At 61.3% G+C, this 14,876-nt stretch carries 13 protein-coding genes and 1 pseudogene; 12 read left to right on the top strand and 2 right to left on the bottom strand.

Annotation, left to right across the window (positions count from 1 at the left end; translation table 11 throughout):
- Nucleotide 1: 1 nt before the first annotated feature.
- Together QM694_RS09765 and QM694_RS09760 are read left to right on the top strand one after the other, a co-directional pair.
- Nucleotides 2-825: pseudogene (locus tag QM694_RS09765) on the top strand (GMC family oxidoreductase N-terminal domain-containing protein); the annotation flags it as partial.
- Between the two features lie 249 nt (nt 826-1,074).
- The gene (locus QM694_RS09760; protein WP_415008602.1) at nt 1,075-1,650 is read left to right on the top strand and encodes a GMC oxidoreductase; all 576 of its coding nucleotides are present in this window, start codon (nt 1,075-1,077) and stop codon (nt 1,648-1,650) included.
- Here the strand turns inward: QM694_RS09760 and QM694_RS09755 are convergent, their stop codons facing one another.
- Nucleotides 1,651-2,283 (bottom strand): helix-turn-helix domain-containing protein, encoded by a 633-nt coding sequence (locus tag QM694_RS09755; protein ID WP_415006746.1) that lies wholly within the window; start codon nt 2,281-2,283, stop codon nt 1,651-1,653. It abuts the gene before it with no gap.
- 150 nt (nt 2,284-2,433) lie between these two features.
- Here QM694_RS09755 and QM694_RS09750 point away from each other — a divergent pair, with 150 nt between their 5' ends.
- The 4 genes from QM694_RS09750 (at nt 2,434) to QM694_RS09735 (ending at nt 6,974) form a co-directional block, all read left to right on the top strand.
- The gene (locus tag QM694_RS09750) at nt 2,434-3,957 is read left to right on the top strand and encodes an aldehyde dehydrogenase family protein (protein ID WP_415006745.1); all 1,524 of its coding nucleotides are present in this window, start codon (nt 2,434-2,436) and stop codon (nt 3,955-3,957) included.
- 248 nt (nt 3,958-4,205) lie between these two features.
- Nucleotides 4,206-5,267, top strand: a complete 1,062-nt coding sequence (locus tag QM694_RS09745; RefSeq protein WP_415006744.1) for an ABC transporter ATP-binding protein — start codon at nt 4,206-4,208, stop codon at nt 5,265-5,267.
- Complete coding sequence (locus tag QM694_RS09740; RefSeq protein ID WP_415006743.1) at nt 5,264-6,130, top strand: ABC transporter permease; 867 nt, start codon at nt 5,264-5,266, stop codon at nt 6,128-6,130. Before QM694_RS09745 ends, QM694_RS09740 begins: the two co-directional genes overlap by 4 nt.
- Entirely contained in the window at nt 6,123-6,974 is an 852-nt protein-coding gene (locus tag QM694_RS09735) for an ABC transporter permease (protein WP_415006742.1), read from the top strand. Before QM694_RS09740 ends, QM694_RS09735 begins: the two co-directional genes overlap by 8 nt.
- A 6-nt stretch (nt 6,975-6,980) precedes the next feature.
- On the opposite strand, the gene QM694_RS09730 is transcribed toward QM694_RS09735, so the two are convergent.
- Nucleotides 6,981-7,595, bottom strand: coding sequence for a helix-turn-helix domain-containing protein (locus QM694_RS09730; protein ID WP_415006741.1), 615 nt, complete (start codon nt 7,593-7,595; stop codon nt 6,981-6,983).
- Nucleotides 7,596-7,738: 143 nt separating this feature from the next.
- On the opposite strand from QM694_RS09730, the gene QM694_RS09725 reads away from it, so the two are divergent.
- The 6 genes from QM694_RS09725 to QM694_RS09700 all read left to right on the top strand — a co-directional run bounded on the left by QM694_RS09725 (nt 7,739) and on the right by QM694_RS09700 (nt 14,827).
- Nucleotides 7,739-8,605, top strand: coding sequence for a helix-turn-helix domain-containing protein (locus QM694_RS09725; protein ID WP_415006740.1), 867 nt, complete (start codon nt 7,739-7,741; stop codon nt 8,603-8,605).
- A 108-nt stretch (nt 8,606-8,713) separates the two neighbouring features.
- Nucleotides 8,714-10,111, top strand: coding sequence for an acyl-CoA dehydrogenase family protein (locus tag QM694_RS09720; protein ID WP_415006739.1), 1,398 nt, complete (start codon nt 8,714-8,716; stop codon nt 10,109-10,111).
- A gap of 8 nt (nt 10,112-10,119) precedes the next feature.
- Complete coding sequence (locus QM694_RS09715) at nt 10,120-10,641, top strand: flavin reductase family protein (RefSeq protein WP_415006738.1); 522 nt, start codon at nt 10,120-10,122, stop codon at nt 10,639-10,641.
- On the top strand, nt 10,638-11,162 hold the full coding sequence (locus QM694_RS09710; protein ID WP_415006737.1) for a 2,4'-dihydroxyacetophenone dioxygenase family protein: 525 nt from the start codon (nt 10,638-10,640) through the stop codon (nt 11,160-11,162). The genes QM694_RS09715 and QM694_RS09710 overlap by 4 nt, the downstream gene beginning before the upstream one ends.
- A gap of 24 nt (nt 11,163-11,186) precedes the next feature.
- Nucleotides 11,187-13,673 (top strand): GcvT family protein, encoded by a 2,487-nt coding sequence (locus QM694_RS09705; RefSeq protein ID WP_415006736.1) that lies wholly within the window; start codon nt 11,187-11,189, stop codon nt 13,671-13,673.
- Between the two features lie 41 nt (nt 13,674-13,714).
- A complete protein-coding gene (locus QM694_RS09700; protein ID WP_415006735.1) occupies nt 13,715-14,827 on the top strand; it encodes an ABC transporter substrate-binding protein in 1,113 nt (370 codons plus the stop codon).
- Nucleotides 14,828-14,876 lie beyond the last annotated feature (49 nt).

Raw genomic sequence — 14,876 nt, 5'->3', positions numbered from 1 at the left:
CATGAAGAGCCCCAGGTTCATCATTGTTGGCGCGGGTACGGCGGGCTGTGTGCTGGCCAATCGTCTGTCGGAAGATCCCGGGAACGAAGTCCTGCTGATCGAAGCCGGAGGCTGGGCTAGCGGGTGGAAAACCGATATGCCCGCCGCCCTTGCCTATCCCATGCAGGATGCGCGGCTGAACTGGGGATACAGAACCGAGCCGCAGCCGCACTTGGATGGCCGTCAGATCCATTGGCCGCGCGGGCGTGGCGTTGGCGGTTCAAGCCTCATCAACGGCATGGTTTTTATCCGCGGCCATGCGCTGGATTATGACCGGTGGAAAAGCGAAGGGGCGGACGCCTGGGCTGGCGCAATGTGCTGCCCTATTTTCGCAAATCTCAAAGCCACGTGTCTGGCACGGATGATTATCGTGGCGGTGATGGCCCGGTTACGATTTCTTCGCCGCCGCTCACCAATCCGCTTTACAGGGCGTGGATCGAGGCTGGGCAGCAGGCGGGATATGCCGCCAGCGACGATCTGAATGGCTTTCGCCAGGAAGCCTTCGGTCCGCTCGATCTCACCGCCAAGGAAGGCAGGCGTTGGAGTGCCGACAAGGCCTATCTCAAACCCGCGCGCGCCCGGCCCAATCTCGGCATCATCTCGGGTACACTGGTGCTGGGCGTCATCCTGCGCGGCACGAAGGCCGTAGGCGTTTCGGTTTTCGCCAATGGTTCGGTGAGAGACTTCGAAACCGATGGTGAAGTGATCCTCTGTGCAGGGGCCATCAATTCCCCGCAGCTTCTGCAGCTTTCGGGGATCGGTCGCGCCGATGATCTTCAGGCAGTGGGCGTCAGGCCGCTCCATGATCTTCCCGGCGTCGGGCAGAATTTGCAGGATCATCTCTGCGTCTATGTGCAGCACGCCTGCCTCACGCAGGATTCGCTGGCGTGGGTGTTGAAGCAGCCCGCGAAGACGCTGGTGGGCCTGCGCTGGTTCCTGGCCCATGACGGCATCGGCGCCAGCAACCAGTTTGAAGCGGGCGCGTTCATCCGCAGCGCGGCAGGCGTGCAGCATCCCGACCTGCAATATCATTTTATGCCGCTGGCGGTGGGCTATGAACATCGCGGTGGCGATCTTGCCCCAAGTTTTCAGGTTGATGTCGATGCGCTGCGCCCTGAAAGCCGGGGCTGGGTGAAACTCCGTTCCGCCGATCCGTCTGCAGCCCCGGTGATCAATCCCAACTATCTCATGGAGGAAAGGGATCGCGTCACGCTGCGCGAGGCGGTGCGGCTGACGCGGGAGATTTTCGCGCAGAAGGCGTTTGATCCATTTCGGTCTGAGGAACTGGCGCCCGGCGCGCATTGCGTGTCGGACGAGGAAATCGACGCTTATGTCCAGCAAACCGCCGAAAGTGCCTATCATCCCTCCTGCACCTGCCGGATGGGCGCTGACGACAGAGCGGTGGTCGATTCTCATTGCCGTGTGCGCGGAATAGAAGCCCTCAGGGTGGTGGATGCGTCCATCATGCCCTCCGTCGTCAGCGGCAATCTGAATGGCCCGGTGTTCATGATCGCCGAGCGTGCCGCCGATCTGATCCTTGGCCGCCCGGTGCTGCCGCCCGAGTCACCGCCCGTGTTTATGTCTCCATCATGGCAAACCGCGCAGCGCTGATCAGAACAGCGGCGGCGTGCAGGCGCAGACAACTGTGGCAATCGTCCGCCCCGCATTCCTGAGGCGATAGGGGCGGTTGGCGAAGAGCTGGTAGCCGCCGCCGGCGGTGATCCGATTCTTCTTGCCGTCGATCTCCACTTCAATCGTGCCTTCGATCACGATGGCTGCTGTCTCGCCGTCAAAACTGATGGGCTCGGCGCCGGTGCTTGCGCCGGGCTTGTAGCGTTCAATGAAAAGCTGCAGCTTCTTGTCGCGGCGCTCGCTGCCCAGCACACGCAAATCCGCGGCCCCGCGCGTCACCACGGCGAGATCGCCAGCCTCATAGAACAGCGCATTCTGGTCGGTCACCGGAATGGCGAAGAAATCGGCGATCGAAATGGGAATGGCGGTGAGAATGCGGTGCAGGGATGCAAGCGACGGCGCGTGCGTGTCCTGCTCGATCAACGAGATGGTGGCGTTGGTCACGCCCGAACGCTTGGCAAGCTCGCGCTGCGAAAGCCCTTCGCGGACGCGCACGGCTTTCAGCCGCGCGCCAACCGCCAGATCGCTCGCCTCACTGTGCGAACTGGCGCGCGCGCGGGGTGCCCTGCCTTTTGTTTTGGAGGTTTTCGGGCTGGATTTCTTCACGCGCATCGCAGTCTCCTGTGTGCCGCCATCCAGCGCAGGGCAACTAGAGGCTGTCAAGCGCATGCGGCGGCGTTTCCCTTGTGTGTTAAAAATTTTTGTGTCAACGTCCGAAAAAATGAACAGGGCGGGATGGCCCGCAACAGGCCGGAGGCGCGCATGTCTGCTCAGAATGATTTCTCAAAGCTGTCGGGGAAGATTTTCATCGGCGGCGAAATGGTGGCCAGCAAGACCACCCAGCATCTCGACGTGATTGAGCCCGCCACCGAAGATCGGCTAGGAAGCATCGCCGACGCCACGGACGCGGAAGTCGATCAGGCCATTGATCTCGCCAACGCGGCGCGCAAGGTGTGGAACGCGATCGATACGCGCAGCCGCGCCGTGACTCTGCATGATATCGCGGCGCTGATCCGTCGCGACAAGGCGAAATATGCCGAGCTTCTCACCCGCGAAGAAGGCAAGCCCTTCAAGGAATCCGTGGACGAAGTGTCGTGGTGCGCCACCGCCATCGATTACTATGCCGAACTCGCCCGCACCGAGACGGGGCGCATCGCCGGCACCACGGTTCCAGGCCAATTCCATTTCAGCATCAAGGAACCGCTGGGTACCATCGTCATCGTGCTGCCGTTCAACTATCCGCTGGTGCTGCTGTGCTGGGAGGCTTCGGCGGCGCTGGCGGCGGGCAATGCGGTGATCGTCAAGCCGCATGAGCAGACGAGCATCACCACGCTGAAGTTCATGGAGATTTTCAGCGCATTGCCGCCCGGCCTCATGCAGGTTGTCACCGGAGGCGCGCGCGTGGGCCAGCGCCTGATTGCCAGCCCCAAGACGCATGGCGTTGCCTATACGGGATCGGTGCCGGTTGGCCAAGCCGTGGCGCGCACCTGTGCCGAAAGCTTCAAGCCCTGCCTGATCGAAGCCTCCGGCAATGATCCCTTCATCGTCATGCCGTCCGCGCCGATGGAGATCGCGGCGCGGGGCGCCGCCTTCGCCGCCTATCTGAACTGCGGGCAGGTGTGCACCTCCGCCGAGCGGTTTTATGTGCATGACGCCATTCACGACGAATTCGTCGAGCGGCTGTCGGCGGAGGCGAAGAAGCTTCGCGTCGGCAATGGCCTCGGCCAGGTCGACATGGGGCCGATGGCTACGCGCAAGCAGCGCGAACGCTTCGAGGCGATGATCGCCACGGCGCGCAAGCAGGGCGCCAAGGTGAAGGCGGGCGGCGGACGCCCCGCAAGCCTCAATCGCGGCTGGTTCGTCGAGCCGACGGTGCTCACCGATGTGACGCCCGATATGGAAATCCTGAACGAGGAGCCGTTCGGCCCGGTGGCGCCGATCTGCCGGGTCAAGAGCTTCGATGAAGCTGTTGAACTTGCCAATCGCTCGCGCTTCGGCCTCGGCGGCAATCTCTATTCGCGCGACAGTACGGAAATTTTCCGCGCCGTGCGGGAGATCGAATCCGGCATTCTGTGGATCAACGCGCCGCTCCTCGACAATGACGCGCTGGCCTTCGGCGGGCGGAAGCTTTCAGGCACCGGGCGGCAGCTTGGGCCGGAAGGCCTGGCGCAATTCCAGAACACCAAGTTCGTGATGATCGATCCCGATGCATCGAACCAGGATTTCTGGTGGTTCCCCTATCCCGATGCGGAAAGCTATCAGGCCGCCAAGGCGAAAGAGTGGTAATCTCAGGCGCTTATAGAAACGCCTCTGATAGAAAGATTTTTGCGCTGGCGATGCAGGGACGGCGTGACGATCCTCCCGGCACATTCTAGACCTGCCCGGCTGCATTTTTTGTCAGGCAGAGCAACATCGCGAGAGACGGGGATCGGCAATCCGACCATTGTGACCCCTTCGCATTTTCGATATTTCTAACGCTGAAGAGCAGCGCATCTGGGCCGCAACGGGTGATGCAATCAAGAACGACCGACACAATGAAGCCGTCTGACGCAACGTCCCCCGCGCTCTCGCTTTCGGATATCCGCCGCACCTACGGCTCTGTCGTCGCCGTCGACAATGTGTCGCTCGACATGGCGCGCGGCGAGTTCCTGACCCTGCTGGGCCCGTCGGGCTCGGGGAAAACCTCGACCTTGAGGCTGATCGGCGGCTTTGAAAAGCTGGACGGCGGCTCGATCAAGATCATGGGCAAACGGGTGGATCATCTGCCACCCTATCAGCGTGACACGGCCACCATTTTCCAGTCCGGCGCGCTGTTCCCGCACAAGACGGTCGCTGAAAACGTCGCCTACGGCCTCAGGATGCGCAGCGTGCCGAAGGCCGAGGCCGACGAGCGCATCAGGCGCGTTCTCGACATCGTGCGCCTCACCGGCTTTGAAGCGCGCCATCCCGCCCAGCTGTCCGGCGGACAGAAGCAGCGCGTGGCGCTGGCGCGCTCGCTGGTGGTGCGGCCCGCGATCCTGTTGTTCGACGAACCCCTGTCGGCGCTTGACCTGTCGCTGCGGCTGCAACTCCGCGCCGAGATCAAGCGGCTGCATGACGAACTCAAATTCAGCGCCATCTATGTGACGCATGACCAGGGCGAGGCCATGGCGATGTCGAGCCGGGTGGCGGTGATGAACCGCGGGGAGATCGAGCAGATCGACCGCCCGGAGGTGATCTTTCAGCAGCCGGCCAACGAATTTGTCTATACGTTTATCGGCGAAAGTTGCTGCATGCCGGTCAGGGCGTCGGGGGGCCAGCTTCTCGACAAGTCCGATGCCCCGGTGAGCCTGAAGCTCGCCCGGCCGCTCACCGACGGGCTATGGCGGTTGTATGTGCGGCCATCGCGCTTCCGCCTCGGCGGCGAGGCTGCGGGACTTGCCAATCAGCTTTCAGCCATTGTGCATTTCGTGGAGTTCCTCGGCGATACGACACGCTATCATTTGCGCGATGGCGGGCTGGAACTGTTTGCGGACCATTCCGGCCATGCCGATCTGAAGCCGGGTGACAAGGTGGCCGTGGGCTGGCGCAGCGAAGACATGCAGGCCTGGGCATGAGCGCATCTCCCGCGCCAAAATCCTATGCGCCCTGGCTTCTGATGCTGCCGGCGCTCGTCATGGTGGTGGTCTTCTTCGGCATCCCCATGGCCTATATGCTGCGCATGAGTTTCAACCTGCATGTGGACGAGAAGTTCTATGTGCCGGGCTTCACCTTCGAGCATTATGCGCAGCTCTTCGCCAATCCGCTGTTCACGGCCGCCATCTGGACGACGATCAAACTTGCCTTTGCGGCGGCACTTGCCACGGTGGTGATCGGTTATTGTTTCGCGCTGATCGCCTGGCTGAAGCCGCCGCGCTGGCGGTTCCTGCTGGTTGGCTTGGCGCTGTGCCCGCTCCTGATTTCGGAAGTCGCCATCATCTTCGGCTGGTGGATGTTCTTTCCCAAGAACGGACTGTTGAGTTATGCGCTGGTGTCGTCCGGCCTCATCACCAGCAAGTTCAGCCTGATGTATACGGAGTTCGCGGCCTTCGTCGGGCTCATTTACATCACGCTGCCCTATTGCTTTTTCATCATGCTGTCGGTGTTTGACGGCATCGACAAGCGCACGCTTGAGGCCAGCGCCGATCTGGGGGCGGGGCCGTTCCAGACATTCGTGGAAGTTCTTCTGCCGCTCAGCCGCGCAGGCCTTGCGGTGGCTTTCTCGCAAGCCTTCATCTGGGCCATCGGCACCTATGCCACGCCTTCAGCGCTCGGCCCCGACACGCTGTGGACGGTTGGCTATCTTATCCAGGACCAGATGCTGAACAAGCACAACTGGCCGATGGCGTCTGCCTTTTCGATGATCCTCGTGGCCGGTGTGGCGGTGGTGATGGCCGTCACGCGCTCATTCATGGCCAAACGCCAGGCCGTCCATGTCTGATGCGGCTTTGAAGATTTCCCCGGACAAGCGCGCCGAGCCGCTTCTCTTCAGCGTGCTGGGCGGCGCGTTTCTGGTGTTCATGACGGCCTATATCCTCGTGCCCATCGTGGTCACGCTAATCATGTCCTTCAATGACGAGGCGATGATCCGCTTTCCCATCCTCAGCTGGTCTTTGCGCTGGTACGATGATTTTCTCGGCAGCCCGCAATGGACGGATGCGCTGTTCAACAGCGTGGTGATCGCGGCGGGAACGGCGCTCATATCAACCACAACCGGCGTCATGGCGGCCTGGGCCTTTGAGCGCTACCAGTTCCCGTTCCGCGAGGCGCTCTATCTGCTGCTCATGCTGCCGCTGTTCATGCCGGGCGTGGTGCTGGGCCTCGGCATCGCCATGTCGGTGGGGCCAGTGCAGATCGGCGGCTATCCGATCTATGGCAGCCGCATTCTGGTGATGCTCGCCCATTCGCTGTGGGCCATGCCGCTGGTGTTCATGCTGATGGAAGCGACCTTCCGGATGATCGACAACCGCATTGTCGAGGCCTCCTATGATCTGGGCGGCAAGCCGGTGCAGACCTTCTTTGAGATCGTCGTTCCCATGGTCTCCACCGGGCTGATTTCATCGGCGCTGTTCGCCTTCGTCATCTCGCTCAATGAGTTCGTGATGGCGCTGTTCCTCACCGACCGCGATACGCAGACGCTGCCGGTGCTGATGTGGCTAAGCCTCAGATCGGCGGGAACACCGCGGCTTGCGGTGGCGTCGGTCATTCTCGCCATCACCGTTTTCGCCTGCCTCGCCATCATCTTGGTGTGGTATGTGCGTCAGCTCAGGAAGACGGCGCGCTGAAAAAGCTCAGTAGCTGGGCGGAGTGATCGCCCAGATGACCACCGCTTCCTTCTCGCCGGTGTTGCAATAGCGGTGCGGCACCGAGCTTTCAAAGCCGAAGCTGTCGCCTTCTTCCAGCACCATGCGCTTGTCGCCCACCCAAAGCTCCAGCGCGCCGCTGATGACGATTCCGGCTTCCTCGCCATTGTGCGTATAGGGATCGGACCCGCTCGACGCGCCGGGCGGAAAGCGCGACATCAGCAACTCGAGGCTGCCCCTGAGATGCGGCGACAGCAATTCGTCGGTGATGCCGCTGGCGAAATGCACGATCCGCCGGTTGGGCGCGCGCACGAAGAATTCATGTTCGCCCGGCTCGGCGGCGTCGGTGGCGTGGAAGAACCAGCCGATGGTGACGCCCAGCGCCGTGGCGATATCATGCAGGGCTTTCACGTTCGGAGAAGCGAGGCCGCGTTCAATCTCGCTGAGGTAGCCCACGGACACGCCGATCCGCTCCGACAGCGTCTTGATCGTGAGCCGCCGGGCCTTGCGGAGCTCGCGGATCTCGCTGCCGATCCGCTCGGCCTGCAACTCCGTCGCGTTCACCGTTTCCCGGCCGGGTGGGCGTGGCGCTTCCTTCAGCACGTCTCTCTCCATTGACGTTTGGGCACATAATGTTCCGGCAATGTGAAATTTCCAACCGAAATTTTCACTATTGCGATGAAACCGGGTTTGAACCAAAGTATACGCAAAAGATGGTGGCCTGAGCCGCCGCGGGAGGAGATGACGTGCTCACCGACTGGATTGCGGCACTGGAAGGCCAGTCCATGCGCAAACGCAGCTTTGCGCAATGGCAATCCCTGTCCGTGGGGTGCCATCGCTTTCGCGGCCTGCCCGATTACGTGGCGGCCCCTGAAATTGGCTATCATTATATTTCCGTCACGCTGGGTGGCCCGGTGGAAGTTGAGGGTATCCTGTCGGGCGGCCGCGTGTCCGGCGCGGTGAACCCGGGCCAGGTCATCATCATGGCGGCGCATCAGCACAATGTCTGGCGCTGGAATGCGCCAACCGAGGAAGCCCACATCTTTCTCGATCCGCTCATGCTGCAGCGGGTGGCGGATGAGGCAGGTTTTGGCCAGCCAGAGCTGCTGAACCGCTGCGCGGTGGATGATGATTATATCCGCTCCATCGTGCTGGGTTTGATGGAGGATCTCGATCACAATGATCCCTCCGCGCGGGTGATGGCGGAATCGGGCGCGCATTATCTGGCGCACCAGCTGCTCCGCCGCCACTGCGCAAAAACACCGGCCCCGCCGAAGCCCTGCGGATTGGCGCCCGCGCAGGTGCGGAAGCTCGACAAGTTTGTAAGCGAAAATCTCGGTGAATCTGTGGGGCTTGAGGACATGGCGGCCGTTGTCGGCCTGAGCCCCTATCACTTCGCCCGCAGCTTCAAGAAAGCAACGGGGGTGACTCCCCACGGCTGGCTGACGCGAAAGCGCATGGAGCGCGCCAGGCATCTTCTGGAGCGCACCTCCCTTTCAATCCTGCAAATCGCCGGCGAAGTCGGATTTGAAAGCCAAAGCCACTTCGGACATGTCTTCCGCAAATGGTCGGGCGTCACGCCGCGCGGTCTCCGCCAGGTCAACAGGCAATAGGCCGTTGAAGATGCGCAGGAACGCGGCAGCTTCAGCAGGGTTTCGAGAGACCGGTCTTGCCTGTCTTCGTCACAGTCGTCCTTCCACAGGAAACGGGAAGGAGATCAGATGACCAGGACTTGGGGTGGTGAAAACTGGTTCGGCCTTGGCGAGGAGTTCGATCCGCAATGGTTCCTCAGCGCCGAACAGAAGGAATTGCAGAAAGAACTGATCGCGCTCTGCCATGATGTTCTGCGGCCGAATGCCATCGAATCGGATCGCAACGGCACCTATCCGCGGCAGAACGTCGAGGCGCTGGCAAAGCTCGGCCTGCTGGGGGCGCTGGCGCCGAAAAAATATGGCTGCCGGGGCGAAAATAACGTCGGCATCGTGATGATCGCAGAGACCATTGCGCGCTATGGCTGCCCGTCCACGGCGCTGATTTACATGATGCACATGGTGGCGCTTGCGGGGTTGGTGTACCGGGCGAGCAGCAATGCGGAAATCCAGAAGCTGCTGCCGCGCATCGACAGGGAAGCGCTGATCGGCACGGCCTCCTACACCGATCCCGAAACCGGCGGCCATTTCTGGTATCCCAAGACCTCCGGTGCCAAGCGCGTGGATGGCGGCTGGCACGTTTTCAAGAAGGCGGCATGGACAACCTCCAGCGGCTATGCCGACTGGTATGTGACGCAGACGACAAGCCCCAATTTCAAGGGCGACTATTCCGATCTTTCGGTTTTCCTGTTCTACAAGGATGAAGTGAAGGGATCGCCCGGAAAATGGGATGCCATGGGCATGCATGGCAACCAGTCGGGCCCGGTGGAGATCGACGGCGTCATTCCCGAAAACCGCATGGTCGGCCCCTCCGGTGATGGCGCGCGCTCCAATGACGAAGCCATCGATCCGCTCGCCATGCTCATGTATGCGGGGTCTTACAATGGGCTGGCGCTGGGGTGCATTGACGTGGCGAAGCGCCATGTCACGCGCAAGGCGCATGTGCAATTCGGCCGCCGCGTCGCCGATTATCCCACCACGCAGGACAGTTTTGGCCGCGCGGTGATGGAAGTCGAGGCGTCGCGCCTTGCTGCTTATTCGCTGGCAAAGGCGATTGACGACGCCACCGAAAACGGAAGCTGGGAAATCTACGAACGCGATCCCGGCGCGACACCGCGCGCTAAATTTGCCCACTGGTGCTTCCAGCTCAAATATCTGTCGACCAAGGCCGCGTCCGAACTCTCCGACAGGATGCTGCAGGCCTGCGGCGGGCGCGGCTACATGCGCGATCTCGATCTTGAGCGGCTGGTGCGTGATTCAAAGGCGGGATGGGTCATGGGCCCTTCCAATGAGGTGACAAGCCAGCTTGTCGGCAAATGGGCACTGTTCGGCGCCGATTCCATCGACTGGTGGAACCAGCGCGTCGATGAGCCGGTGCTGATGAACGAGCTTGGCAAGCTCGATGACGAGGGCAAGCAAAAGATCATCGACAGGCTTTCGGCTGAACTGCGCCCCAAGGCGGCGGAGTGATCATGGGCATGTCTGCTCCTCTCAAAACATTTGATGCGCAGGAATTGCGAAGCGCCTTCAGCCATTTTCCGACCGGCGTGTGCGTCGTCACCGGCCTGCAGGCGGATAACATGCCATTTGGCCTGACGGTGAGTTCGTTCCAGACGCTCAGCCTCGATCCGGCGCTGGTGCTGTTCAGCGTGCAGCGTGGCGCGGCGAGCCTTGGTTTTCTGGCCCATCGCGCGGCCTTCGCCGTCAACATCCTGCGGGAAAGCCATGGCTGGATGGCACGGCAGTTCGCGTCCCGCTGCCCAGACCGTTTCGCCAACGTGGCATGGGCGGCGAGCGGCAATGGCAATCCGCTCCTCACCGAAGCTCTGGCGCATTTCGAGTGCGTGGTGTGGAACACCTATGAGGGCGGCGATCATGTGATCGTCATCGGCCATGTGCAACACGCCGCCGCGCATGAAGATGGCACGCCGCTCATTTTTCATCGCGGCGCGTTTCTGCAGCGCGCAACACCTGAAATCCGGCATGGAGGCATGTCATGACCTATATTCAACCCATCAAGTCCCAATATGTCACCTTCGATCCGCCGCTGACGCCCGAACTCGGCATGCGCCCGGAACTGGTGGTGAACCCCGTCCACGACGAACGCATCTGGGTGGAGCTTGAGCCGAATGTCTGGTTCCGCCCATTGTTCTTCGACATGAACAGCGGCGGCCATGGCGAAGTGCTGCGCGTGAAGCGGGGCGGCATTCTCTCGAGGCACAAGCATTCAACGCCGGTGCATGGCTACGTGCTCAAAGGCGAGTGGCGCTATCTCGAACACAGTTGGAAAGCCAAAGAAGGCGGCTATGTGATGGAGCCGCCGGGTGAAATCCACACGCTCACCGTCGACAGTGACGATGAGATGCAAACCGTGTTCTTCATCCAGGGGCCGACGCTCTATCTTGATGAGAAGGACAATGTGGTGCTGATCGAGGACAATTTCTATCTCATCGAAACGGCGCAGAAACACTATGAAAAGGTCGGGCTGGGCAAGGATTTCGTGCACCAGTTCATCCGTTGACGGAATAATGGGGACTAGCAGGGAATGACGGAACGGGCATCTGAAACGAAACTTGGAACGCCGCCAGATCAGCCGGATCGCGCCGATACGGTGATCGTCGGCGGCGGCGTGGCCGGCTGTTCTGTCGCCTATCACCTCACCAAGCTCGGCATCACCGATGTGGTTCTGTGCGAGAGAAAGCAGCTGACCTGCGGCACCACATGGCACGCGGCGGGGCTGGTCACCCAGCTCCGCGCTACCCGGCGGATGACGGAGCTTGCCAAATACACGGGCGAACTGTTTGCCACGCTGGAGGACGAGACGGGGCAGGCGACCGGCTTCAAGAAGCGCGGCTCTCTCCGTGTCGCCAATACACCGGCGCGGTTCGAGGAACTGAGCCGCGGCGCATCGATGGGCCGCAATTTTGGCCTGGCGGTGGAGCAGGTGACGCCTGACGACATCAAGCGCATGTGGGGACCGATCGACACCGAGGGCCTTGTCGGCGGTTACTGGTTCCCGAATGACGGCACGGTCAATCCCGCCGATGTGACGATGGCCTATGCGAAAGGCGCCCGCATGCGGGGCGCCCGCATTCTCGAACACACGCCCGTCAAGCGCATCATCGTCGAAGGCGGAAAGGCGGTTGGTGTCGAGACGGACAAGGGCATCATTCACGCCCGCCGCGTCGTCATCTGCGGCGGCATGTGGTCCCGCGATCTCGCCGCCAAGATCGGCGTCACGCTGCCGCTGCATGCGGCAGAGCATTTCTACATCGTGACCGAGCCTATCAAGAACCTGCCGAAAGATTTGCCGGTCCTGTTTCTCGGCGATGAGTGTTCCTACTATAAGGAAGATGCGGGCAAGCTGCTGCTGGGGTGTTTTGAGCCTGTTGCGAAGCCTTGGGGACACAACGGCATCCCCGAGGATTTCTGCTTCGATTCGCTTCCCGATGATTTCGATCACTTCGCACCCATTCTGGAAATGGCCATCAAGCGCGTGCCGGCCATTGGTGAGGCAGGCATTCAGCTGTTCTTCAACGGGCCTGAGAGCTTCACTCCCGATGACCGCTATCTGATCGGCGAGACCAGCGAGGTGGATGGGCTTTACTGCGCCTGCGGATTCAATTCCGTGGGCATTCTCTCTTCCGGCGGCGTCGGCAAAGCGCTGTCGGAATGGATTGCCGAAGGGCGCCCGCCGATGGAGCTTGCGGATGTGGACGTGCGCCGCATGCAGCCGTTCCAGAACAACAAATCCTATCTTTACGACCGCAGCACGGAAACGCTCGGCCTGCTGTTCGACATGCACTGGCCATACCGCCAGTTTGCGACCGCGCGCAACGTGCGCCGCAGCCCCTTCCACGACCGGCTTCTGAAAGAGGGCGCGGTGATGACCGAGGCGGCGGGATTCGAGCGCCCGGGATTCTTCGCCACCGGCGGCACAACGCCCGACTTCGGCTATTCCTACGGCCGGCAGAACTGGTTCGGCGTCTGCGGTGAAGAGTGCCGCGCCGCTGCGGACAGCGTTGTCATGTTCGACCAGAGCTGCTTCACGAAATTTTCGGTGAGCGGGCGCGATGCCTGCGCGGCGCTGAACCGCCTGTGCGCCAATGACATCGATGTCGCCGTTGGCAAGGTTGTCTACACGCAATGGCTGAACGTGAAAGGCGGCATCGAGGCCGACGTGACCGTGACGCGGCTGTCCGAAACCGCCTTCATGGTGGTGTCGATCGCCACCTCGCAGCAGCGCGATCTGGCGTGGATGCGGCGCAATTTCCTCGCCGATGCGCATGTCTTCGTGCATGACATGACATCGGGCCTGCCGATGCTCTCGATCATGGGGCCAAAGTCGCGGGCACTTCTGCAGAAATTGTCGCCCGCTGATTTTTCCAATGCGGCATTCCCCTTCGGCACGAGCCAGGAAATCGATCTCGGCTATGCGCGGGTGCGGGCCAGCCGCCTGACCTTCGTGGGCGAACTCGGCTGGGAAATTTATGTCCCGGCGGAATTCTCAGCCGATGTGTTCGACAGGATTTGCGCGGCGGGCAAGGAATTCGGCCTCCGTCATGCCGGCTATTTCGCGCTCAATTCGCTGCGCATGGAAAAGGGTTACCGTCACTGGGGCCATGACATCGGCGAGGAGGATACGCCCTATGAAGGCGGCATCGGATTTGCGGTGGCACTTGCCAAGACGGGCGGTTTCATCGGGCGCGATGCGCTTCTCCGCCAGAAGGAAAGCGGCGGCCCCACGCGCCGTATGGCCCTGCTGCGGATGACAGCGCCCGATGCGCCGATGCTTTATCACCATGAGCCGATCTGGCGCGGCAGCGAGCTGATCGGCTCCGTGACCTCTGGCGCTTACGGCCACCGCGTCGGCGCATCGCTCGGCATGGCCTATCTCGATGTTCCCGCCGCCATGACGAATGATGAACTCGCCAGCCTCAAGCTTGAAGTGGAGGTGGCGTGGAAGCGCTATCCCGTGCAGGCGCAGTTCAAGCCCTGGTATGATCCGGCGGGTTTGCGCATCAAGGGATGAATTCGGTTTCGGCACAATAATAAAACATCAGGAGGAAAGACATGAAGAAGCTAGACCGCCGTACATTTGTGAAACTGGGCGCCGCAGGCATCGCGGCGCCGGCCATCATTGGCCGCGCCTCATCCGTGTCCGCTCAGGATGCCTTCAAGGGCGAAGGGCTGATCGTGGTGTCGTGGTCCGGCAACTATGAGCTGAAATTCAAGGACGCCGTGGTCGATGCCTTCAATGCCAAGTATGGCACGAAGGTTGAGACTGTTGGCGGCTGGGACCAGATGGTGCCGCAGATCAAGGCCGCGCCCGCCGACAATCCGCCGTTCGACATCACCGTCTCGGATGAATATACGGCGCTCACCGGCCTTGCCGAAAATCTATTCGTCAAAACGGATCGTTCCAAGATGCCGGGTTTCGCGCATGTCTATCCCTGGTTCGATGAGAACCGCCCGGCCGGCAAGGATTATGGTGTGCCGTTCGGCGGCGGCACCATCTGGATGCTGGCCAACAAGTCGGCGGGCATTCCTGTCAACACCTGGACGAGCCTGTGGGATCCCAAAGCCCAAGGCAAGATCACGCTTGATGCCACGGTGTTCGCCTGGGATCTCTGCATCCCCGCCATTCTCGACAAGGGCAAGCCTGGCATCGAGGAGCTCTATGGCAAGCCCGAAGAGGTGCGGAAGCTTTACGATGAGCTCGACAAGCTGAAGGTGGCGCGCTGGTATGCCGATGGCGCGGAACTCGCCAACCTGATGTTCCAGGAAGACGCGGAAGTGGCCATGGCCTATTCCACCGACGTCTATGACTTCCTCACCAAGCACGGCGACCAGTTCGACGCCGCCGTGCCGGCGGAGGGAACCGCCACCTATTGCGACTGGTACATCAAGGTGCGCGGCACGCATCATTCCGATCTGGCCGATTTGTTCCAGTCCTATCTCCTGGAACAGGAGACGCAGCAGAACTTCCTGAACGTGTCGTCTGCCTTCATGTCACGCGACGATCTGAAAGCCCCTGCCCATTTCCCGGGCTATCCCAAGTCCAATGACGACTATCACAAGATGTTCAACGTGCTGACCATGGAAGGCTGGGCCAAGTTCGTGGAGAACTGGGACCAGTATGACCAGTGGATCAAGCAGACGATCACCAAGACGACGCAGGGATGACAGCCCTGAGCGGATGCGATGGCCGGATGATTCATTCATCCGGCCATTT

The organism is Aestuariivirga sp. (assembly GCF_047602625.1).
Lineage (GTDB): Bacteria > Pseudomonadota > Alphaproteobacteria > Rhizobiales > Aestuariivirgaceae > Aestuariivirga.
The sequence above is the reverse complement of the archived record's forward strand: the minus strand, read 5'-3'. Positions and strand labels throughout refer to the sequence as shown.